This is a genomic window from Saccharospirillum sp. ABV4_185 (assembly GCF_056159245.1).
Genome location: NZ_JBSWUW010000001.1, coordinates 1,640,053 through 1,661,423, shown reverse-complemented (window position 1 = coordinate 1,661,423; position 21,371 = coordinate 1,640,053). Strand labels below are relative to the sequence as shown.

The 21,371-nt window shown below is 58.7% G+C and carries 20 protein-coding genes and 1 tRNA gene; 13 read left to right on the top strand and 8 right to left on the bottom strand.

The genetic code is table 11. The annotated features are described in order from the left end of the window. Positions 1-97 precede the first annotated feature (97 nt). Positions 98-1,129, bottom strand: coding sequence for a zinc-binding metallopeptidase family protein (locus tag ACXAE6_RS07745; RefSeq protein WP_392804792.1), 1,032 nt, complete (start codon positions 1,127-1,129; stop codon positions 98-100). A gap of 130 nt (positions 1,130-1,259) precedes the next feature. Between ACXAE6_RS07745 and ACXAE6_RS07740 the strand changes: the two genes are divergently transcribed. Further along, positions 1,260-3,854 carry a circularly permuted type 2 ATP-grasp protein gene (locus tag ACXAE6_RS07740; protein ID WP_475146418.1) on the top strand — a complete coding sequence of 865 codons (2,595 nt, stop codon included), beginning with the start codon at positions 1,260-1,262 and terminating at the stop codon, positions 3,852-3,854. Beyond that, complete coding sequence (locus tag ACXAE6_RS07735; protein ID WP_475146417.1) at positions 3,851-4,747, top strand: transglutaminase family protein; 897 nt, start codon at positions 3,851-3,853, stop codon at positions 4,745-4,747. Before ACXAE6_RS07740 ends, ACXAE6_RS07735 begins: the two co-directional genes overlap by 4 nt. Before the next feature lie 28 nt (positions 4,748-4,775). On the opposite strand, the gene ACXAE6_RS07730 is transcribed toward ACXAE6_RS07735, so the two are convergent. Further along, on the bottom strand, positions 4,776-5,351 hold the full coding sequence (locus tag ACXAE6_RS07730; protein ID WP_475146416.1) for a CGNR zinc finger domain-containing protein: 576 nt from the start codon (positions 5,349-5,351) through the stop codon (positions 4,776-4,778). Positions 5,352-5,441: 90 nt separating this feature from the next. On the opposite strand from ACXAE6_RS07730, the gene ACXAE6_RS07725 reads away from it, so the two are divergent. The 4 genes from ACXAE6_RS07725 to ACXAE6_RS07710 all read left to right on the top strand — a co-directional run bounded on the left by ACXAE6_RS07725 (position 5,442) and on the right by ACXAE6_RS07710 (position 8,792). Further along, complete coding sequence (locus ACXAE6_RS07725) at positions 5,442-6,308, top strand: alpha/beta fold hydrolase (RefSeq protein ID WP_475146415.1); 867 nt, start codon at positions 5,442-5,444, stop codon at positions 6,306-6,308. A gap of 178 nt (positions 6,309-6,486) precedes the next feature. Further along, a complete protein-coding gene (locus ACXAE6_RS07720; RefSeq protein ID WP_475146414.1) occupies positions 6,487-7,380 on the top strand; it encodes a LysR family transcriptional regulator in 894 nt (297 codons plus the stop codon). A gap of 147 nt (positions 7,381-7,527) precedes the next feature. Further along, positions 7,528-8,463, top strand: coding sequence for a pirin family protein (locus ACXAE6_RS07715; RefSeq protein ID WP_475146413.1), 936 nt, complete (start codon positions 7,528-7,530; stop codon positions 8,461-8,463). 29 nt (positions 8,464-8,492) lie between these two features. After that, positions 8,493-8,792 carry a GNAT family N-acetyltransferase gene (locus tag ACXAE6_RS07710; RefSeq protein ID WP_392804764.1) on the top strand — a complete coding sequence of 100 codons (300 nt, stop codon included), beginning with the start codon at positions 8,493-8,495 and terminating at the stop codon, positions 8,790-8,792. Positions 8,793-9,024: 232 nt separating this feature from the next. Here ACXAE6_RS07710 and ACXAE6_RS07705 read toward each other — a convergent pair. Together ACXAE6_RS07705 and ACXAE6_RS07700 are read right to left on the bottom strand one after the other, a co-directional pair. Beyond that, a tRNA-Arg gene (locus ACXAE6_RS07705) sits at positions 9,025-9,101 on the bottom strand. A gap of 78 nt (positions 9,102-9,179) precedes the next feature. Beyond that, positions 9,180-10,766 carry a bifunctional AfsR/SARP family transcriptional regulator/alpha/beta hydrolase gene (locus ACXAE6_RS07700; protein ID WP_475146412.1) on the bottom strand — a complete coding sequence of 529 codons (1,587 nt, stop codon included), beginning with the start codon at positions 10,764-10,766 and terminating at the stop codon, positions 9,180-9,182. Positions 10,767-11,074: 308 nt separating this feature from the next. Here ACXAE6_RS07700 and ACXAE6_RS07695 point away from each other — a divergent pair, with 308 nt between their 5' ends. After that, positions 11,075-11,866 carry a hypothetical protein gene (locus ACXAE6_RS07695; RefSeq protein WP_475146411.1) on the top strand — a complete coding sequence of 264 codons (792 nt, stop codon included), beginning with the start codon at positions 11,075-11,077 and terminating at the stop codon, positions 11,864-11,866. Positions 11,867-11,910: 44 nt separating this feature from the next. Here the strand turns inward: ACXAE6_RS07695 and ACXAE6_RS07690 are convergent, their stop codons facing one another. Both ACXAE6_RS07690 and ACXAE6_RS07685 read right to left on the bottom strand, forming a co-directional pair. Beyond that, positions 11,911-12,273 carry an SH3 domain-containing protein gene (locus ACXAE6_RS07690; RefSeq protein ID WP_475146410.1) on the bottom strand — a complete coding sequence of 121 codons (363 nt, stop codon included), beginning with the start codon at positions 12,271-12,273 and terminating at the stop codon, positions 11,911-11,913. Beyond that, positions 12,270-12,629, bottom strand: coding sequence for a glyoxalase superfamily protein (locus ACXAE6_RS07685; protein ID WP_475146409.1), 360 nt, complete (start codon positions 12,627-12,629; stop codon positions 12,270-12,272). Before ACXAE6_RS07685 ends, ACXAE6_RS07690 begins: the two co-directional genes overlap by 4 nt. Positions 12,630-12,808: 179 nt before the next feature. Between ACXAE6_RS07685 and ACXAE6_RS07680 the strand changes: the two genes are divergently transcribed. The 6 genes from ACXAE6_RS07680 to ACXAE6_RS07655 all read left to right on the top strand — a co-directional run bounded on the left by ACXAE6_RS07680 (position 12,809) and on the right by ACXAE6_RS07655 (position 19,382). After that, positions 12,809-14,176, top strand: coding sequence for a Ca2+-dependent phosphoinositide-specific phospholipase C (locus ACXAE6_RS07680; RefSeq protein ID WP_475146408.1), 1,368 nt, complete (start codon positions 12,809-12,811; stop codon positions 14,174-14,176). Positions 14,177-14,295: 119 nt separating this feature from the next. After that, on the top strand, positions 14,296-15,504 hold the full coding sequence (locus ACXAE6_RS07675) for an ABC transporter substrate-binding protein (RefSeq protein WP_475146407.1): 1,209 nt from the start codon (positions 14,296-14,298) through the stop codon (positions 15,502-15,504). A gap of 194 nt (positions 15,505-15,698) precedes the next feature. After that, entirely contained in the window at positions 15,699-16,559 is an 861-nt protein-coding gene (locus ACXAE6_RS07670; RefSeq protein WP_475146406.1) for a carbohydrate ABC transporter permease, read from the top strand. Continuing rightward, positions 16,559-17,371, top strand: coding sequence for a carbohydrate ABC transporter permease (locus ACXAE6_RS07665; RefSeq protein WP_475146405.1), 813 nt, complete (start codon positions 16,559-16,561; stop codon positions 17,369-17,371). The genes ACXAE6_RS07670 and ACXAE6_RS07665 overlap by 1 nt, the downstream gene beginning before the upstream one ends. A 215-nt stretch (positions 17,372-17,586) precedes the next feature. Continuing rightward, complete coding sequence (locus ACXAE6_RS07660; protein WP_475146404.1) at positions 17,587-18,357, top strand: MBL fold metallo-hydrolase; 771 nt, start codon at positions 17,587-17,589, stop codon at positions 18,355-18,357. Beyond that, positions 18,354-19,382 carry a LacI family DNA-binding transcriptional regulator gene (locus ACXAE6_RS07655; RefSeq protein ID WP_475146403.1) on the top strand — a complete coding sequence of 343 codons (1,029 nt, stop codon included), beginning with the start codon at positions 18,354-18,356 and terminating at the stop codon, positions 19,380-19,382. The genes ACXAE6_RS07660 and ACXAE6_RS07655 overlap by 4 nt, the downstream gene beginning before the upstream one ends. Positions 19,383-19,388: 6 nt before the next feature. Here the strand turns inward: ACXAE6_RS07655 and ACXAE6_RS07650 are convergent, their stop codons facing one another. Continuing rightward, entirely contained in the window at positions 19,389-19,826 is a 438-nt protein-coding gene (locus tag ACXAE6_RS07650) for a glyoxalase superfamily protein (protein ID WP_475146401.1), read from the bottom strand. Further along, a complete protein-coding gene (locus tag ACXAE6_RS07645) occupies positions 19,823-21,226 on the bottom strand; it encodes an MATE family efflux transporter (RefSeq protein WP_475146399.1) in 1,404 nt (467 codons plus the stop codon). The genes ACXAE6_RS07650 and ACXAE6_RS07645 overlap by 4 nt, the downstream gene beginning before the upstream one ends. Between the last annotated feature and the right edge of the window lie 145 nt (positions 21,227-21,371).

Below are 21,371 nucleotides of genomic sequence, written 5' to 3'. Positions count from 1 at the left end.
TTGCCAGCGGCCGTTGGTGTCCAGTTCGGTGATACCACCGAATGGGTTCTCCACTCATATCAAGAGCAGAGCAAGAGCTGCGCCAGTTCGCTTGCGGTTAACCTCCCGGCGGATACTGATGAATCACGGCATGCACCATCGATAACTTGTCGATTACCGTTGCCGATAGATTAAAGGGGTACACATCATCGTAGCCCATGCTGTGATTCAGGCTGTTCAAGGCGGCCGTCAGCGGCAGCCACTGGGCGATAAGCTGTTCAAACTGGAAGTTCTGGTAGGGGTCGGTGAACAACTGCACTTCCGTCATGTAAGAAGCCGCCACACGTGGTGCCGTGGTTAAGCCGAACTCATAGGCGGTTTCCAGGGTGTCGACCATATGCAGGTAATGCGCCCAGGTTTCAGCCCAGTCTTCCCAGGGGTGCGAATTGGCGTAGGCGCTGATGTAATACTGCTGCCAATCGGGAGTGGGACCTTGCTGGTACTGACGCTCCAGCGCCTTGGCGTAGTCCTGGCGTTCATCGCCAAAGCGACGCCGAAAGTCGTTCAGCCAAGGCGTTTTGCTGATCAACTGCTGCCAGTAGTAATGACCGGCCTCGTGGCGAAAATGCCCTAAAATGGTGCGATATGGCTCTGCCATCTGCCGGCGCATGGTTTCACGCACCACAGGATCCGCTTCGGCAATATTCAGGGTGATAACGCCATCGAGATGACCGGTGAGCACGCGCTCGCTGTCGCCGTCGACTGCATCGGCCATAAAACGAAAACCCAGACCATTCACCGGATCCTGATGACGCGATTCCAATCGAAAATTGAGCCGCAGCAGGCTGTAGATCAAGCGGCGCTTTTCCGCTTCCATATCAGCCCAAAGCTGAACGTTGCCGTCGACACCGAGGTCAGGAATGACCATGGTCAGGCGGCAAGACAGGCAATAGATGTCGTGGGAGTCGGCCGGCAGCAGCCAGTTGCACACGCCGGCATCGCGATTGTGGCACGGGCGTAAGGTATCGGCAGAAAAGGTACGCATGGACAGGGTTTCAGGGTCGAAGCCCTGAGGAGTGCCACATTGAACGCAACGGGTGTTATCGAAATAGAGTCGTTGATCGCAATGTTCGCAGTGAAACAATCGCATCTAATACTCAGTCGGATGCCGTGGGTTTATCAGCTATCATGAGGACGTTGGCAGCGCAAACACAAGCACTTTCAACACCAATCCAGTATCCACAAACCGATGATCGATCGTCCAGCGGAACCTATCTGCCATGTCCAGTCCGGCCAAGACCCTCAGCCTGTCCGAAAGTTTGCTCGCCAATTACCAGCGCCAGCGCAGTGAACTCAACGATACCTACGACGATCTGGTCAACGCCGAAGGCAAGGTGCGCTCACGCTGGCAACCCTTGATCGAGGAATTCAACGAACTGGGCCTGGACGGCTTTCAGCAAATGGCGCTGGAAGCGCAGGATTTGCTCTACGAAAACGGCGTCACCTTTAACGCCTATGAAGACGACGTGCGCAAGATGCGCTCCTGGCAGCTCGACCCCATTCCTTATGTCATCACCCCACAAAGCTGGGACATTCTCGAAGCCGGCCTGCGCCAACGCGCCCGTCTGCTGGAGCGACTGGTCGCCGATCTGTACGGCGAACGCAGCGTGATACGCGATGGTATTCTGCCGGCCGAGCTGGTGTTCAGTCATCCCGGCTGGTTATTCGCCGCCGCCGATAACGGCAGCGATGCCGACCGGCCGCATGTGCTGTTCCAGGGCATGGATGTGATGCGTGACTACCACGGTCAGTGGCGTGTGCTGGGCGACTGGACCCAAGCCAGTTCCGGCGTCGGTTACGCGCTGGAAAACCGGGTGGTCTTGGCGCGGGCTTTGTCGCGTCTGTATCGCGATGCGCCGCTGCATCGTCTGGCCGGTTTTCTGCAAAACTTTCATCGTTGTCTGGCCGAACTGGCGCGGCCGCATCGTGATGCGCCCAACATTGTGCTGCTGACTCCAGGGCCGGGCAGTCCGGGTTATTTTGAACACGCCTGGCTCGCCAACTATATGAATTTCTCCTTGGTCGAAGGCAGCGACTTGGTGGTCCGCGATGGCCGCGTGGCGATGCGTACCCTGGGCGGTCTAAAAACCGTCGATGTCATCGTCCGGCAGATCACCGATCCCTGGTGTGACCCACTCGAATTACGCGGTGATTCGCTGCTCGGTGTGCCCGGTTTAATGCAGGCGGCACGACGCGGCGAAGTCGCCATCGCCAATGGTTTGGGTGTGGGTGTGCTCGAACATCCGGCGCTCGCTGCCTTCCTGCCGGCGCTGTGTCGTCACCTGTTAGGCGAGCCCTTGAAGCTAGCCGGACGACCTCTGCTGTGGTGTGGTTTAGCCCAGGCGCGCGAAGCCGTACTAGGCGATTTATCGCCCTGGCGCATTCGCGATGTGCGCGATGCCGAAGCTGTTATCCGGCCCGATCTTTTGAACGACAGCGAACGTGAACAACTGCGTCAGACGATAACCGACGCGCCGCATTTTTTTGTCGCCGAACAACCGTTGATCTCGGCCACCTCACCCAGTTACGACCAGGCATCCAACAGCATTAAACCCCAGCCCGTCTGTCTGCGTTTCTTCGCCCTGGCCGACCCCGGCGACGATGCCGATTCGACGCAACGCCACCGCATTATGCCCGGCGGCCTGGCCTGGGTGGCCGAGCCGGGCACCGCACCGATGGACAGCCGAACGGTGAAAGATGTCTGGGTATTGTCACCGGTGGTACAGCCACACATCAGTTTGTTGCAACGCGCTCAAAAAAGTTTATTGGTCACGCGCGATGGCTCCGATTTGCCCAGCCGGGTTGCTGAGAATTTATTCTGGATTGGTCGCTATGGCGAACGCCTCGACAACCGTTCCCGGTTGTTACGCGAAAGTCTGGTGTGCCTGGTCGAACAAGGCCAGTGGCAGCTTGATGAAACCTTACTACCGGATTTATTCACCGCTTTAAAACTACCGCTGCCAACCGATGTAAACCCTAATCAGGAACCGGAAGCAGAGGATCCTGCCGGCGGCATTCGTCAATTCAGCGCGTTGCGCACCGTGCTGCTCGATGTCGCTCGAACCGATGCCGATCTGCCCTGGCTGTTTCACTCGCTGCTGCACAATGGCCGCGCGGTACGTGATCATTTAGGTGACGATGCCTGGCGCACCCTCAACACCCTGCGCCAGAAAGTGCACAACCTGCCGACGCTGCAAGGCGCCAGTGCGGCGCAACACAGCCTGGAAGAAATCATCACCCTGGTGGCGGCGGTGTTTGGCTTGTGCAACGAAACCATGCCGCATCATTTTGGCTGGCGTTTTATGGACATCGGGCGCATCACCGAGCGCTGCATTGCCACGGTCGAGCTACTGAAACTGTCGATGATTCATGCGCAAAACCCAGGCCCCGAGTTGTGGGAAAGAGTGCTCTCGGCAACCGATAATTTAACCGTCTATCGGCGTCGTTATCGTTCGCAACTCTACCCGACGGCGATCCTCGATTTACTGCTGTTCGACGAAACCAACCCGCGCTCCGTCGGCTATATGCTGGGCCGTTTGCAACGCCAGATCGAGCAACTGCCGCACCCGGAAAATACGCCCTTCCGTTCGCGCGAAACGCGGCTGATTATTCAGGCCAACAGCCATTTGCATCTGGTCGATTTAGACAGCCTGAGCGATCTGGAACAAAGCGCCAAAGCACGCCGGGCGCTGGAGAATTTATTGAATGAAGTGGTCGCACCGCTCTATGCGTTAACCGATGCGATTTCCAACAGCTATTTCAGCCATGCCGAACAACCCAAGCAATTGGTGGCCGTGCAAGGAAGTGCCTCGTGAAATATCAACTCCGCCACACCACGCGCTATCGCTACAGCAGCTCGGTCACCCTGAGCCATAACGAAGCTCGTTTATTGCCGCGCAACCTCGACTGGCAACGTTGCACCCAGACGCGCCTGACCATTAGCCCAGCGCCGCTGCGCCAACACGAACGGCGCGATTTTTTTGGCAACCGCGTTGCCTATTTCGCCATCCAGGATATTCACGACAGCCTGGAAGTAACCGCCCACAGTCTGGTCACCACCGAAGCGCGACCCAAGCCCGGCGGCGACGCCTGCGAAGTGCCTTGGGAAGGCGCCGTCGAGCAATTAACCCCCCAATCCCAGGCCAGCGACGCGGGCGACGCCGATTGCCAGGAAGCGCGACTGTACACGCTCGACTCGCCTTTCGTTCGTCACAGCCCGGAACTGAAGAACTTCGCGCTGGAATCCTTTACTACACAACGACCGTTGCTCGACGCCGTGCTCGATTTTAATGAACGCATCTTTAACGACTTCCAATATGACCCCGGCTTCAGCACCCTGGCAACGCCCGTCGCTGAAGTGTTGCAGCAAAAGAAAGGCGTCTGCCAGGACTTCGCCCACCTTGCCATCGGCGCGCTGCGCTCCATCGGCTTACCGGCGCGTTACGTCAGCGGTTACCTGGAAACCCTGCCACCGCCGGGCCAGCAAAAACTGCTCGGCGCCGACGCCAGCCACGCCTGGCTCAGTGTTTTTATTCCCGGCTGGGGCTGGCTCGATATTGACCCGACTAACGGCAGTTTGCCCGACGAACGCTATTTAACGCTGGGCTGGGGACGGGACTATGGTGATGTCACGCCGTTGAAGGGTGTGATGAATGGGGGTGGGGCGCATCAGTTGGAGGTTGAGGTAGACGTACTAGCGGTGACCTGACCCAAGGACCAAGCCACCACTCAACAGCTTAGCCCGCATTTTTTCTGGCGCGATGCATCGCCGCTTTCATCCGATTGCCGCAAGTCGCCATACTGCACCAGCGGCGGCGATGCGACTTGGTTTGATCGTGAAACAGCAACACGCAATCCGGCGCTTCGCATTCTTTCACCAACTGCAAATCCACGTCGGTCAGCAACTGAGTCGCAGCTTGCGCCACTGGCTCTAACAGGCTTTCGGCCTGGTCATCGCGCCGATGTTGCTGGCGTACGAATGCCTTTTGCTGCGCCTGCCAGACCAGAGACTCCAGTGGATTACCCCGTTCCAATATCTGATTCACCACCGATGCCTCGGCCGCTTCACCACGGCGGGCTGCATCGAGCAGATCACGCAGGTTGTCGCGCAATTCGCGGGCCAGCCGAACCAGGCCCGGGGCAGGCGCTTGCGCAAAATCGGCTTCCAGAACGCCGGCTTGTTGCAGCCAGTCGACGACGCTGTCGTCATCGATCAGGCATTCCTGCTGCTCATCGCCGACGCCAAAGCGGGTATTGATGAAGTCGAGCGCCAGGTTACTGGCGATAAAATAAGGGGTCGTGTCAGTACTCATAAAAGTAACCTTTAATTTCACTTTTGACAGGTTACTCCAAACCTTGATAACCTTCAAAACTCATTTTTAATGGTTACCAAGGAGCCAGATATGACCACCGTCCGTTATCAGTTTGAAACCGTCGGCGAGGTAGAGCTGTTTTATCGTGAAGCCGGTAACCCCTCAGCGCCCACCGTTCTGCTGCTGCACGGCTTTGCGGCTTCTTCTTATATGTGGCGCGATGTCATAGCGGCACTGGCCGACAAGTACCATCTGATTGCGCTGGATTTGCCCGCCTTCGGCTTTACCAAATCACCCAAGCGTGGTGACTACGAATACAGCTTCGCCAACCTCACCAAAACGGTTGAACAATTTATTGCGCAGAAGAAACTCGATCGCTTCGCCATCGCCGTGCACGACTATGGTGCGCCCGTGGGCTGGCGTTTGGCGGTGAATCACCCGGAGAAAATCACCGCCATCATTTCGCAGAACGGCAATGCCTATGAAGAAGGTTTATCCGATGGTTGGAAGCCGATTCAGAAATACTGGAACGACCCGAGCGCGGAAAATCGTGCGACCCTAAACGACTTTCCGACGCCCGAATCCATCAAATGGCAGTATGTTGAAGGCGTACCGGACACCCGCCTGGTATCGCCCGATGCCTACACTCTGGAAGGCGCGCAGATTTCGCAGCCGGGTATGGCCGACATTCAGCTCGACCTGCTGCTCACCTATGCCTCCAACGTAGAGAAGTATCCGGAATTTCAGACTTATTTCCGTAACTACCAGCCACCGCTGCTGGCCGTTTGGGGCAAGCACGATCCGTTCTTCCTGCCGCCGGGTGCCGAAGCCTGGAAGCGTGATATTCCGCAGGCAGACATCCGTTTTTACGACACCGGCCATTTTGCGCTGGAGACCCACGGCGATGAGATTATTCCGGTGATTCGGGAGTTTCTGGATAAGCAGACGGATCAATAAGACCGCCGGCGGCGAGGCGCTGCTAACACAGAGGAACGCCCACTAAGAAAGCCCTGCTATCTGCGGGGCTTTGCCCGGCGGTGTTGACGGATTGACCCTTGGCTACTTCACCGTTCCGGAATCCGCTACGATAGCGCACCTTATTAACTGTCTGCGTGCCGCAACAGGGAACACTCAATTGGATATCGAAGACCTGCAAACCTTTGTCGAAGTGGCCGACGCCGGGGGTATTTCAGCGGCCGCGCGACGGCTGGATGTGTCGAAGTCGATCGTCAGTCGCCGGCTGTTCAAACTCGAGGCAGAACTCGGTGTGCAGCTGTTGGTGCGGACCACTAGAGGCGCAGCCCTGAGCGAAGCCGGGGTCACCTTTCGCGAACATGCGGCGCGCATTGGTGCCGAGCTGGAAATAGCGAAAGACACCCTTTCGCCCAGCGGTGAGCTGCGCGGCCGGTTGAGAATCGCCATGCCGTTATCGTTCGGCCCGACGCATTTTGCGCCGGTGTTGGCTGAGCTGGCACATCAACATCCGCAACTTCAGGTGCAGGCCTCCTACAGCGACCGCTTTGCGGATCTGATCGCCGAAGGTTTCGACTGCGCCATTCGCGTCGGTCACTTGCCGGATTCCGACCTGGTGGCCCGGCGCATTGGGCCCATTACCGGCAAACTGGTCGCGAGCCCCAGCTATATTGAAGCGCACGGCGTACCCCAAACCCTGGCCGAGCTTGCCCAGCACCAAGCCTTGTTGCAGGGCACCGAAAGCTGGCACTTACTGGATGGCGACAAGCTGATCACGGTGCAACCGCAAGGGCGTTTCAAGGCCGACAACGGCATCGCCCTTACCGCTGCGGCCGCCGCTGGACTGGGCATCGCCAGCCTGCCCGACTGCCTGACCCACGACCATCTGGCGACGGGCGCTCTGGTTCCGGTTTTGACGCAGTACTCGGTGCGGTCCGGTGGTGCCTATGTGGTGCGCCCGCCTGGCCAGCATTCGCCACGCAAGGTACGGGTGCTCACCGAACTGCTGATCGAACACTTCAACAACAACCCGGAACTCTGGGGACGCACGCTCTGAGCGTTCCCGTTTCAGCGACACCGATAAGCGCATTGCGGGACTAGCGGCTGCACCCGCCAGGTTCCATGATGATGGCTTAGCGTCCGGGCGCACGCTCAAACGTACGCCAATGGACACGGCTATCACCCTGACGCAAAGGATGCCGCTATGAGCTGGAACCCTGCTTTAACGCCTGGCTGCCCCGACAAGGTTGGCGCTGACGCCATCGAAACCCTGATCATTCCACGCGCCCGGGATCTGGGTGATTTCGAAGTGCGGCGGGCCTTGCCCGCGCCGAAACGACAAATGGTCGGGCCTTTTATTTTTTTCGATCAGGCCGGACCGGCTGAGTTCTTAACCGGCCAGGGCGTCGACGTGCGGCCGCACCCGCACATTGGATTAGGCACGGTGACCTATCTGTTCCAGGGCGATTTTCACCATCGCGACAGCACTGGCGCCGATCAAATTATTCATCCGGGCGAACTGAACTGGATGGTCGCCGGCCGTGGCGTCACTCATTCCGAACGCACCAGCGAAGCCGCCCGCAGAGGCCCGAACAGCCTGTTCGGTATTCAGACCTGGCTGGCCCTGCCGGAAGAATTTGAAGATGCAGCACCCAGCTTCGAGCATTACGGCAAAGCCTTGCTGCCCTTGATTGAAGACAGCGGTGTCACAGTGCGGCTGATTCTGGGCGACGCCTATGGCGAATCAGCGCCGGCGAAAATGCTCTCGGAAACCTTTTACGCCGACGCCATTCTCACCCCCGGCAGTCGCCTGCCGATGCCCGATAACCACGAAGACCGCGGCCTCTATATTGTTGAAGGCTCCGTCTCCGTGGCCGGCCAGGACTACAGCGCAGGCCAGATGATGGTGTTCCGGCCTGGCGATGCCATCAGCGTTGCTGCCGGCCCGGCTGGCGCGCGCATCATGATCCTCGGCGGCGCGACCCTGCCCGGCCCGCGCTACATCTGGTGGAATTTTGTGGCCTCATCGCAAGAACGCATCGAGCAGGCCAAGGCCGACTGGCAAGCCGCGAACTGGGGGCAGGGCCGTTTTGATCTGCCGGTCAATGATCGCGACGAATTCATTCCACTGCCGGAATAACAACCAACACAACTGATGAGGGAGCGAAGATGGCTACAGGCAATGAACCCATTCAACGCCAGGTGGGTGAAACCAAAGGGCGCTATTTTGTCGTGGTCGAAGGCGTTGAAGCCGAACTGACCTACAGCCGCGTCAGCGACACCATGATTATCATCGATCACACCGAAGTGCCCGACGCACTGAGAGGCCAAAAGGTCGGCGTGCGGTTGGTACAACGGGCGGTTGAGGATGCTCGGGCTGAGGGCGTGTCGATTATTCCGTTGTGTCCCTTTGCCAAAGCGCAGATTGGACGGCATCGGGAATGGCAGGATGTTTTGGCTGGGGACTGAGAGAGGCTGGTTAGGGGCGCTAGAGGATAGGCGGACATAAACGGAGCGGGGCTGGTTACGAGCCCGAGAGGATGGGCTCGGTTTCCACACTTTGGTGTGGAACCGCCCGCTTCGCGGCGCCGTTGGCGGCCTAAAACGCCTCTGGCGTTTTATCGAACCTGGCTGAGGTGCTCGTCCGACTCGGACGAGCGAACATTAAAAAGCCCCGCACATGGCGGGGCTTTTTAATGTTTGGCCCGCCCGAGAGGATTCGAACCTCAGACCTCTGCCTCCGGAGGGCAGCGCTCTATCCAGCTGAGCTACGGGCGGATGGCGCGCAGTATACAGATTCACCGGTCCAAGTCCAGATTCGCCGTCATATCAAGGGCTTAGCCCGTTTGCCAGTGACTAGTAGGTGGCGATGAAGTGGCGCACGGCGTCGATAAAGTCTTTGGAGGACGGTTCCCGGCCCAGCAACAGATGACCGTCACTGTCCAGGCCGACGAATTCGGCGTTCGGTATGGCGTCGGCGAGGTCGCGGCCGACACTGACGGGAATGCGTTGGTCGCCCAGGGAGTGGATGACCAGCGTCGGCACCTTGACCTGAGGCAGCAGGTGGCGGACGTCGATATCGCCGAAGGCGGAAAGGAAGCGGACGGCGTTCTCCGGCGAGGTGGTCAGGCGCTGAAATTCGTTGAACCAGGCCAGTTCGGCCGCGTCGGCGCTGGGCATGAAGGTTGAGGAGAAAATATGACGGTAGGCCGGGTTGTCCTTGCCCCAGCCGGTTTTGGTCAGCGTCATGATGGCTTCGCGCTCGCGTTTTTCCTCCTCGCTGGTGCCGATGCGCCAGCCGGCCGGGTAGCCGCCAAACAGGATAAGGTGCGACACGCGCTCCGGGTATTTGACCGCATAGGCGATCGACACCGCTGCGCCCTGGGAAATGCCCAACAACGCAAAGCGGTCAACGCCGCTGGCCTCGACCACGGTTTCCAGGTCGGTAACGAAGGATTCGAAGCTGATGTCATTGACCTCCCAGTCCGACAGGCCATTACCGCGTTCGTCGTAGCGCACGAAGTAGTGGTTCAGCGCCAGGCGCCGGAACAGCGGGCTCCAGATCGGGGCGTCCCAGTCGTGTTCCAGGTGGCTCAGCCAGTTGGCAGCCTTGATGATGGGATAGCCGGAGCCGATGTCGGCGTAGGCCAGGCGCACGCCATCCCGGGCGGTGCACAGCTTAATGCTCTGGCGCGCCAGGAATTCACGCTCGGGGGTGCGGTATGCCAGCGGTTCGGACTGGTCGGTCAGTTGACTGCGTTCTTTTGCCGACCAGGCGATGCCGGCCCTGCGAAAGCGCTGGGCCAGCTCGTTCGACCGCCAGGCCAGTTGTTGCTCTTCACCCATAAATTCGAGCAGCGTCAGCACGCGGGTGGCGGCTTCGGTGTTGAACGGTTCGAGCGCCTCCCAGGCGTTGGCCCAGCCGAGCTGGTCGATGACCGGTTGTTGCGAATCAGCGGCCAGCCGGGACAGCAGCTTGCCACGCAACTTATTGATCTCCTGCCGCTCGGCCGTCAGCCATTGCTGAAACAGCGGCTGATCCGGCAGGTCGATGCCGTCCAGCAAGGGTTCTTGCAGCGCCCGGTCGATGCCCTTCAATGCCTGGATCGACATCTCCGGGTCGGCGATTTTATCCGCCAGGTTGTGGATATCGATGTCGATGTCCTGGTTATTCAGGTGCACCCGTTCACGGTCGGCCCAGAGTCGCTCATGGCCCACTTCGTTCACCAGCGGCCGCATCTTGCTGAGCGACCAGCGCAGCGCGCCTCTGGGATCGTCGGCCTGTTCCCAGAACAGCTCGCACAGGCGGTCGCGCCGCTGCATGCGACCTGTGAGGGTCAGGTAGGCCAGTAAGGCGCGGGTCCGTTTGGACGCGGGCAACGGCAGTGGTTGGTCATCCTTGAATACCATTAGCTCGGTGAGCGTTTGTATCGATAGTTTCACGCGTTCAGTTCCTTGGGGCCGCTTACGGCCGATTCACGACAGAGGCACAGGACTCCCTGTCCATTGCCATCCATACACCGGCTTCGCGGCGCCCATCGCTCAAAAAGGGTCAATTTATCGGCAGCTAATTTCGGATTTGAGAAGCAATTCACAAATATAAGGCGGCCCGATCCGATTCTTCAAACACTTAATTCCACGGTACCCACGCACACTGTTTTCCATCGTGAACCGAGCCCAGCGGCTCAACAATAACAACCCAGGATCAACCTACTGTTGAGGTTGACCAACCGGTAAACAGGAAGACCACCATGGATTTGCCAAACACCCTGAACATCTTTATTAAAAGCCTGGCTGTACTCGGCTTACTGGCGATTTTCGTCCGTCTGCTCAACACCCACCGCAGCGAGGGGAATGACGAACAACAGGCTACGGATGAGCTGCAACCGCCGACAGCGCCGAGTCTGGAATTGCACTTCAAATCCGCCCGGCGCCTGCATTTTGCATGGCAGGAAGTCCGCGGCGCAACTCACTATCAGTTGCTCGAGCGCCCGGGACCGAACTCACTGTACCGGCCAGTCGGCCGGCCGGTGCCTGCCGGTAACGGTCAGCTGATGGTCAAAACGCCGCTGCACAGCCGGCTGAACAGCCAATATGTGCTGCGCGCCTACAACGATGTCGGCCTGGCCGACTCTGTCGCCCTGAGCGTCAGCGAGCGGCTGGAAACCAAGTTGGCCTTTCTGCTGAACGGCGGTATCGATCCGACCGGCTACTTCGGTTTTTCCATCAACAAGAGCGCCGGCGGCCGTACCATGATCATCGCCGAGGACGATGCCAAAGACGACGCAACCAACGCTTCCGCCTATGTGTTCCTGCGCGATGGCGACGATCAGTGGAACAAGCTGGCCTATCTGCGCGGCGACCGCGCCGCAGCGATGAGCGAAGACGAATTGGAAGCCGAATGTCTGGACATCAGCGTCACTCCGGCGGAACCGATAAAGACCTCGGTTGGCGTCAGCGAAAAGGGTTGGACCTCGCCGTTGTCGCTGTATCGCCCCAACGCCTTGCGCGACCTGAGATGGCTGAATTTTAATTCGCCCTAGCCGACGACTCCCCGGCCGGCCCCATCAGCGGGCCGGCTTTTTTGTTAAGACATCACCTCATCCAGCGTCGCCGTCGGCACCCAGCCGGCGTCACCGTTTTCACGCACCACCCAGCTCCAGTCGTTCAGCTCCCGTTCCACGCTCAGCCGCTCGCCGACTTCGGTATTCAGTTCGCGGGCGCTGTAGTCGGCGCAGGCCCTGGCGTGGCGGCCATCGGCGGCGAGCGACATCAACACCAGCGGTGCCCAGCCGCTGTTGCCATCGCCGGTCGTGGTCCACACCCAGCCCGGGTATTCGGTATCGCGCCGACCCAGCAGCAGATCGTCCCCGGTCTGAAAGCCAATGGGGTTCGGGTAATGGGAGCGATGCGCGCGCAGCACCTTGCGACGACTGGCTGGCGCTATCATGACGGCTGGTTGAACAGCAGGCGGTTGGCGAACGGATCGATCACCTCGAAGCAACGATCACCCCAGGGCGCGGTTTCAATGGCGGGTTTACTGTAGGCGTAATCGCGCTGGCTGATGTCGTTGAATAAGGCGTCGAGCTGATCGGTCTGGATAAAGACTTTGGCGCCGGGCGAGCAATCGCCGGAGTGTTCGCTCAGGTGCAGCACCAGATCATCTTTGGAGACCTGGCAATACAACGGCAGGCCGGGTTCGTGGCGATGTTCCCAGTCAACCTTCATGCCTAAAAAGTCGCGATAAAACGCCATGGCTTTGTCGACATCGAAGATGCGCAGTATGGGAATGGCTTTAAAGGTCATCAGGCGGGCTCCTGCCAAATCGCCGCAAAGATGTTGCGCAGATTAACAAATCCAATCTTTTAAGGTTCAAAAAAGCTTCATTAGGCCGTCAGTCGATGGTCATGGCGTTTTGACATCCTCGTCCTTGCACACGTGTGCACAACCTTTGAATACAACAACAGCATAAAGAGGACGACGCCATGACTTTCCCCAATGCCCGTGCCTGGCTTGGCCTGGGTTTGATTTCCTGTATTGCCTCCGTGGCCAGCGCGGCCGTGCCCTCGGCCGCTGGTCTGTCCGACAATCTGGCGTATGACCAAGCCTATTGGTCGCGCCCGCACAACCCTTATGAAACCGCTCAGTTTGCCAACCTGCTGGATGTGCTCAATCGCGGCAACCGAGTGGTGGAACTCGATGTCTGGGAATCCGGTGGTCAGTTGGTGGTGAAACACAACGGCACCGATGGCGATTACGCCAACAACTGCAACGGCGGTTCCGGCGGCAGCTTTGCCGACTGCCTGAACGACCTGGTCGGTTGGAGCAACAGCCATCCGAACCATCTGCCGATCACGCTGCAAATCGATTTAAAAGCCGGGCTGTTGTTTGGTTGGGACAGTGGTGCACGCAGTCAGTTGAACAGTCAGTTGTCACAGACCTTAGGCAGCCGGATTTTCACGCCGGAAGAGCTGCGCCAATTCACCGGCAACAACAGTTTGCGCCTGGGCGTTCTGAACAACGGCTGGCCGAGCATCGGCAGTTTGCGCGGCCAGTTTCTGGTGATGCTGACTGGCGGCCCGATCAGCCAGAAAAACCAGACGCAACGCGCCTATATCGAGCAGTTCGGTAATCAGGCGCAGGCCTTGGTCTGCCCGCAGGCGGAAGATCCGATCTACTTCGACGCCTACGGCAGCGCCAAGGATTTTAGCGGTTACGCGGCCAATAACTGGGTGGTCTGCGGCAATACCGAGAACCTGAAATATTGGTCGAAAACCGTCGAAGCCTCGGCGCTGAACCGGCAGGTGATCAATATCTGGTCGTCCAATAACCATCACTTCGATGCCTACCACAACGCCTATATCGCCGTGGCGTCCGGCGCTTCGATGATCAGCCGTGAAACGCTCGACAGTTACGGCAACCGCATCCCACTGAACGGCGAACGCCGCTCCATCCCCAACCGTTTCCGCTTGCAGGCTGAGCACAGTGGTCAGTGTCTGGACGTGGAAGGCGCCAGCTACGCCGACGGCTCCGACATCCATCAATGGAACTGCCACGACGGCGTTAACCAGGTGTTCCGCTACAGCGATGAAACCCAGCTGCGCGCGGTTGGTAACGAGGAATATTGCTTCGACATCGACGGCGGTCAGTCGGTCGCCGGCAAAGGTTTGCATCTGTGGGATTGCGACGGTGGCGACAGCGAAAAATGGCGTCTGACCACCAGCGGTGAGCTGGTCGGTATCGGCAATCGCTGCGCTGCAGTACCGGGCAGCAGCCAGCAAAACGGCACTCAGGCGGAACTGGCCAATTGCAGCGGCGGCGCTAACCAGCGTTTCAACCTGCTGCCGTACTGATAGCTCTTTAGCTTTATTCATCAAAGCTTCACAGGGCTGTTACCGAAAAGTCACAGCCCGCCCTTAACGTTGCACACGTGTGCAATTTAAAAACTGACTGACTCCCAACGGAGAACATCATGAAACCTATTACTGCTTTTTCTACCACTTTGCTGGCCAGCGCCCTGGCGCTGACCGGTGTGGCTCAAGCCGCTGATCTGGTCATCGCCGGCCGTGACGGCGGTTACGGTGAAGCGCTGCAAGCTGGCGTCGATGCCTATGAAGCCGCCCATCCGGGCACCGACATCGAACTGCTGAAACTGCCTTATGGCTCGCTCTATGAAAAGCTGGTGATCGGCATGCGCGAAGGCGATTCCAGCTTCGACCTGGTGATGATCGACGACACCTGGGCGCCGGAATTTATGAGCAATAACTGGCTGGCCGCTTTGAACGAAGACGCCGTCAGCCAGGACTTTATTCCGTCGCTGACCGACATCTCGCGTTACCCGGTCGGCCAGGGCCCGCTGTATTCGCTGCCGGTCGTCGGCAACGTTGCCATGTTCGCCTACCGCTCCGATTTGATGGACCAGCCGCAAAGCTGGGACGACGTTTTCCGTCAGGCCCAGAACCTGAAAACCAACGACCGCGCTGGCGTGGTTTTCCGGGGCACTCAGGGCAACCCCATCGTTACTGGCTTTTTACCGATGCTGTGGGCTTACGGCGGCCATATCGTCGATAAAGATGGCAACATCTCACTGAACAGCCCGGCCACGGTTGAGGCCATCGAAGCCTTTGTCAGCCTGCGCGATGTCGCCCCGACTGGCGTTGAAGTCTACAACTCCGGCGAAGTGCGCGACGCTATCCAGCAAGGCAAAGCCGCCATGGCGATTGAAGTCTGGCCGTCCTGGGTGCCGTCGATGGACGACCCGGCAGTGAGCCAGGTGGTTGGTCAGGTCAACATCGTGCCGCCGCCGGGCCAGGTTAATGAATCGACACCGATGCTGGGCGTTTGGCAGATGGGCGTTTCTACGCACGCCGAACACGCCGATCTGGCTGAAGACTTCCTGACATTTTTCACCAGCGCCGACTTCCAGCGTCAACTGACCCTGGAACAGGGCCTGCCACCGACGCGCACCAGCGTTTATCTGAACGACGACGTCGTCGCCAAATACCGGTGGTACCCGAACCAGCTGGACGCCTTGCGCCAAGGCACTGCCCGCCCGCGCGTCCAGGACTGGCAACAACTGGAATCCATCCTCGGTGATTACCTGCAACTGGCACTGCTGGGCCGCCTGAGCGCGGAACAAGCGGCTGAGCAGGCGCACGAACGGATGGTAGCGTCGCGGTAAATAACTTCACCGCAACCGCACCACAACCTGAGGTGCGACGTCGGGGCTGTTGATCGCGGGTAGTCCGAGACATGGATGTCGAGGCCTAGGCCCCAGGGATGGGTTCACTGGTCCGACACATCGGCCGACCCGCGATCAACAGGCCCGGCGGCGCACCGCCTCACACCCCCAAAAAACCAAAAAACAGGCCACCCATGTTCCGATCCCACTGGCACCCTTTGCTGTTGCTGTCACCGGCGCTGGTGCTGCTGGCTTTGCTCACGCTCTACCCCATCGGTTACAGCCTGATGCTGGCCTTCACCAACACCCAGTACGGCGGCCCGATGACTTTCGTCGGCCTCGACAATTTCCGCGATTTATTCAGCGACTGGTTTTTCCAACAAGCCACGCGCAACACCATCGTGTTTACGCTCGCCGCTTCCATCGCCCAAGTAGGTTTGGGCTTGCTGCTGGCGCTGTTATTCCACCAGCCGTTTCGCGGTCGTGCCTGGCTGTTACCGCTGTGTATTTATCCGATGATGTTATCGACGCTGGTATGTTCATCAATCTGGAAAGCCTGGTTGCATTACGACTTCGGCTGGCTGAATAACTTCTTCGACCTGCTCGGTATTGCCCGGGTCAGTTGGTTGTCTGATCCGCAAACCGCACTCGCCGCTATCGTGCTGGTCGACACCTGGCAATGGACACCGCTGGCGTTCTTGTTATTGCTCGCCGGCCTGCAAGCCATACCGCCCGACATCGAAGAAGCCGCCACCTTAGAAGGCGCCAGTTCCTGGCAACGGTTCTGGCATGTACGACTGCCGTTATTGCGTGCGCCACTGTTTTTAGCCTTGCTGCTGCGTTCCATCGACACCTTTAAATTATTCGATAAAAACTACGTGCTCACCGGCGGTGGTCCGGCTTATTCCACCGAAACCTTATCGCTGCTCGCCTACAAACAAGGCTTTAAATTTTTCCACCTGGGCACCGCCAGTGCGATTGCTGTGGTGATGCTGGTCATCGCCCTGGTGCTGAGCCTGGCCTATGCCTGGCAAGTGATGCGGAGACCGCATTGATGAGTCGTTTTCTTCGCCCACTCGGCATTACCTTAGCGGTATTATTTTTTACCTTGCCGACGCTGTGGATGCTCGGCACCGCATTCAAACCGGCCGCGGAATATATTGGCACCAGCCTGGTTTTCTGGCCCAGCCAGCCAACCTTTTCTCACTTTATTCAGTTGTTTGATGAAGGTGTGATGCGGCGTTTATTCAATACCCTGGTGGTCTCGATTGGTACCACCGCCGTCTCGCTCAGCGTCGGTTTTATTTCGGCTTATGCGCTGGTGCGTTATCGCTTTCCAGCCAAGCTCGATCATGCGTTTTTGTTGCTGGTGTTATTGATTAAAACGCTGCCGCCCATCGTCGTCGCCATTCCGTTATACCGGGTCTTAAACAGCCTCAACTTACTCGACTCGCATCTGGGTTTAATGCTCAGTTATCAGATCTACACCCTGCCATTTTGCATCTGGATGCTGCTCAGTTTTGTACGCCAGATTCCGATTGATCTGGAAGAAGCGGCATCACTGGAAGGCGCGGGATTAATGCAACGTTTGCTGCGCGTTGTCGTGCCTCTGGCCGCGCCCGGTCTGGTGGCAACACTGATCTTTGCCATGCTGCTGGCGTGGAACGAATTTCTGTTTGCGCTGTTGTTTATCCAAACACCGAGCCAGTTCACCTTGCCGTTGTACATCGCCACCTTCACTACCGAAAACCAGACCTTCTGGGGGCAGTTAATGGCGATTGGCACGCTCAGTTCGTTGCCGGTTTTAATGCTGGCGGGTTATCTGCAAAAGCATTTATTGCGCGGTTTTGCGATGAGTCCGCAATAGAACAGCATGAAAACCGAGATCCCGGCTCAAGGCCGGGATGACAATATTGGCACGAAACGAGTGATTGCTGACGGCTTGGCTTTCAGCAGGCGTCGGTCGCCAGGGTGGTCCGACACATCGGGGGCGGCCGCCGAGCCATTGAGAAATACTTGCAGCGTACTGCCGGAAGCCAAGCCGTCAGTAAGCACGTCCGCAGGCACAAACAAGGAACATCAATGAAGATCGACGTTATCGGCGTGGGCGCCGCTTACGAATCCAAGGGCGTTAATGCGTCGTTATTATTGGAAGAAGATGGCTACCAATGCCTGATCGATTGCGGGCCAACCGTGCCGCCGGCGTTATGGCGACGCGAGCTCGATCCGGAAGCCATCTCAGCACTTTATTTCACCCACTGTCACCCGGACCATTGCCTGGGGTTAACGACGCTGATCAACCACTGGCAGCACTGCCAGCGCAAACGGCCGCTGCTGATCGTTGCCCAGCGCGCCCAGTGGGCACGGCTGCAAAACCTCAGTTATTTTGGCCACTGGCCGGATGACAACCCGGGCTTTTCGATCCAGTGGGTCGACAGCGCCGAACTCGATGCGCTCGGTCCGTGGCGGATGGCAACCGCCACCAGCCGACACTCGGTGCCGAATCGCTCCATCTGGTTGCGTGGCGCTCAGGGCAGTCTGTTTTACAGTGGCGATGGCCGGCCCAGCCGACACAATAAAAGCCTGCTCGGCAATGCCGATATCGTTTTTCAAGAATGCGAAGTCAGCCAGGCGTTATCGCGTTTGGCGCATCATGGCGACTGGCCACTGTGTCAGGAGCTGGAACGCAAAGCCGGCAGCTTGCTGTGCCCTTATCATATTGGCACCGATCACCAGGCACGGATCCGCGCCGAGGCCGCCGCGATAGACGACATCTTTGTGCCGCGTGATGGCGATTGTTTGCGCTTGAAAGGCGGCCGCTGGCAGATTGAAAAGCAGGACAGTCAGGCATGAAATCCTCTGCAATAAAACCCAGACCGCGCAGTGTCACTGCCTCCGATGTGGCGCGCCGCGCCGGGGTGTCCCGCTCGGCTGTTTCGCGCGCCTTCACACCCGAAGCCAGTATTCACCCGGACACCCGCGAGCAGGTACTGACGGTGGCGCGTGAGCTGGGGTATCGGCCCAATGCGCTGGCGCGCTCGCTGGTGAAATCGAAACAGGGACCGTCATCAGGATTGATCGCCGTGGTGATGGGCGAATTCGATAACCCTTTTCAACCGCACTTTTTCAGCCAGTTAACTCAGGCGCTGCAAGCTCAGGGTCGGGTTGCCATGCTGGTGATGCCGGATGCCCAAGGCAGCCTCGACGATGCGCTGGAACGGCTGATCGCCTATCAGGTTGAAGGTGCCATCATCGCTGCCGGTTCACTCTCACCCGAAGCGACCAATGCGTTCCTGGCGCTGGGCACTCCGGCGGTTTTATTGGGTCGCGAAGATCCACGCGGCCGGGTGTCAGCCATTCTTACCGACAACCGGGCTGTGGGCGAACGCGCCGCCGACTACCTGCTCAGTCAACTCCGAACTGCGCCCGCCTTTATTGGTGGTCGCGCCGACGGCCAGGCCTCGCGAGAACGCCAACAGGGGTTTATCGACAGGGTGAAAAAGGCAGGGCTGACAACACCTCCGTGCCTGAGTAACCCCGACTACAGTTACGCCAGCGGTTACCGCGCGGCGCAGCAATTATTGCGTGATTACCCCGACACCGACGCCCTGTTTTGCGCCTGTGATGCGCTGGCACTGGGCACCATGGATGCGTTACGCGCTGCTGGTAAAACCTGCCCGCAGCAGTTCAGTTTGATCGGCTGTGACGATGTGCCTCAAGCCGCCTGGCCGGGCTATCAATTGACGACGCTGGCGCAACCGGTGCAACAACTGGTCAACCAGGCGTTGGATCATCTGATCACCTCCATTGCCAGTCAGCGCACCGATGCACCGGAAGTGCTGCGGTTGGCGCCGGAGTTTGTGCAGCGCCTGAGCTGACGCTCATCAGGGACGATCCTTCAACTGCAAACGCAACAAGGGTTCACCGCTGGACAGGCGTTCCGAGGTGATGCCGCGATCATCGACGGTCGCCATCAGACGATGCCGTAAAGCGGAAAATCGGGGCGACGTCACCACATCCAACGGCTGTTCCAATTGCAGACGCAGCCGCCAATAACCCAGACGCTCTGTTTCGACCGAACGCACCTCGGCACGAAACGGCTGCCCCTGATAGTGACCGGTCACCCACTCGCCAACAGCGACCGGCGGCTGTGTGTTTTTCAGCACGGCGCTGAGCGTATTCCAATCGCGATAGCCATGATCTTTGGCGATTAATTCCAACGCCTGGCTGTGGCCAATGTCCACACCCTCAGCGGCCATTAATTGACGCAGACGTTTGGCCTGCGCCTTAATCTGCGCCAGCGTCGGTAAGGGCTCGCTCATGATCGACTGGCCTGAAACAGACCACGACGCAGCCCAAGCCGGCGTTCGGTCTGCGCCAACACCAGCAGCGCAATCAGCAGCATCAAACCTTCGGCGGTCGGCATCGCCAACCAGATACCGCGCTCACCGAGCAGTAATGGCAATAGCAACAATAGCGGCAAGGTCAGCAGATAGGGGCGGGTCAGGCTGAACAGAGCTGCACGCCCAGCATCGCCGAGTGATTGAAAATAAGCGCCCAGGATCAACATCGGACCAGACAGAAAATACAGCGCCACCATCACCGGCAGAATGCGACCGACTTCAGCAACGACCAACGCATCATCAACAAACAAGCGGCCGATTGGCTCGGCGAAAAATACCAGCGTTAATTCCACCACCAGGCCGTAACAAAGGGCGACACCCAGCCCCAGTCGCAAGCCATCATCACTGCGCTGCCACAGCTGGGCACCATGATTGTGGCCGCAGATGGTCTGCAAAGCGTGCGACAACCCCAGCATCGGCATAAAGCACAGCGTCATCAGCCGAGTGACGATGCCGTAGGCCGACACCGTTGCCGCATAGTTGGAGGTATTCAAGGCATTGAGCGAGGTAATGATCGCTGCCGAAATCAGCGCCATACCAAAAAACGCCAGGCTTGGCGGCGCGCCAAGGATGAGGATATCGCGCCAACTGCGCAGCAATTCGCCCGTTCGCGCGAAGCCGGTGCGCAGTTGCAAGCGCAACCGGGTCTTACCGCTCAAGCGCAAACCGAAAATCAGACTCAGTGCTAAACATTGCGCTGCCGCAGTGCCATAAGCCGAACCGGCCACACCGAGTTCAAACACCACGATCAGCACAAAGTTGAACAGCATATTGGCGACAGTGACGACCAGGCCCATCAGCGCCATCCAGCCTGCGCGACCTTCGTTACGCAGCGCATCGCCTTGCACGCCCAGACTGAACATCAAGGGCGAGGTAAAAACGATGATGCGCAAATAGGTCAACGCCATCTGTGCCAATTCTGCCCGGCCTTCGGCGGCGGCTTCGGTAAAAGCCGCGCCCCAGAGCGCAAAGAGCAGCATCAGAAACACACTGGTCAGTAACGCCAGACCTTGAGCGGCAACAAAGACGCCCTGCGCCTGCTGGGTACGGCCGGCGCCAAGATGCCGCGCCAACAGGCTCGACAGGCCAGCAGAGATGAGGCTCGACAAAGCCACCATCAGCATAAAAGCCGGAAACACCAGGGTGACCGCGCCGAGCGCATTGGCGCCGACAAAGACACCGAGAAACCAGGCATCGACCACAGTCAGCAAACCATTCATCAGCATGATGGCGATGATTGGCAGGGCGGTGCGGGCAAAAAGAGAAGTCAGGTCGTCCTTTAGAAAAGACGGACCGGTACGGGAGGTTGAAGCAGTCACGGCGGTTACTCCACGCGCTGGCATTCTGTATAAGCAATACTGAGAGATGGGGCTCGCGTTACCACCTTCGCGAACAGAATGCGCAGGGGGAGAACATTGGATAAGGCAGAACTTCACCAGAGCGTTAAGGCCCGCGAGCGGCCGG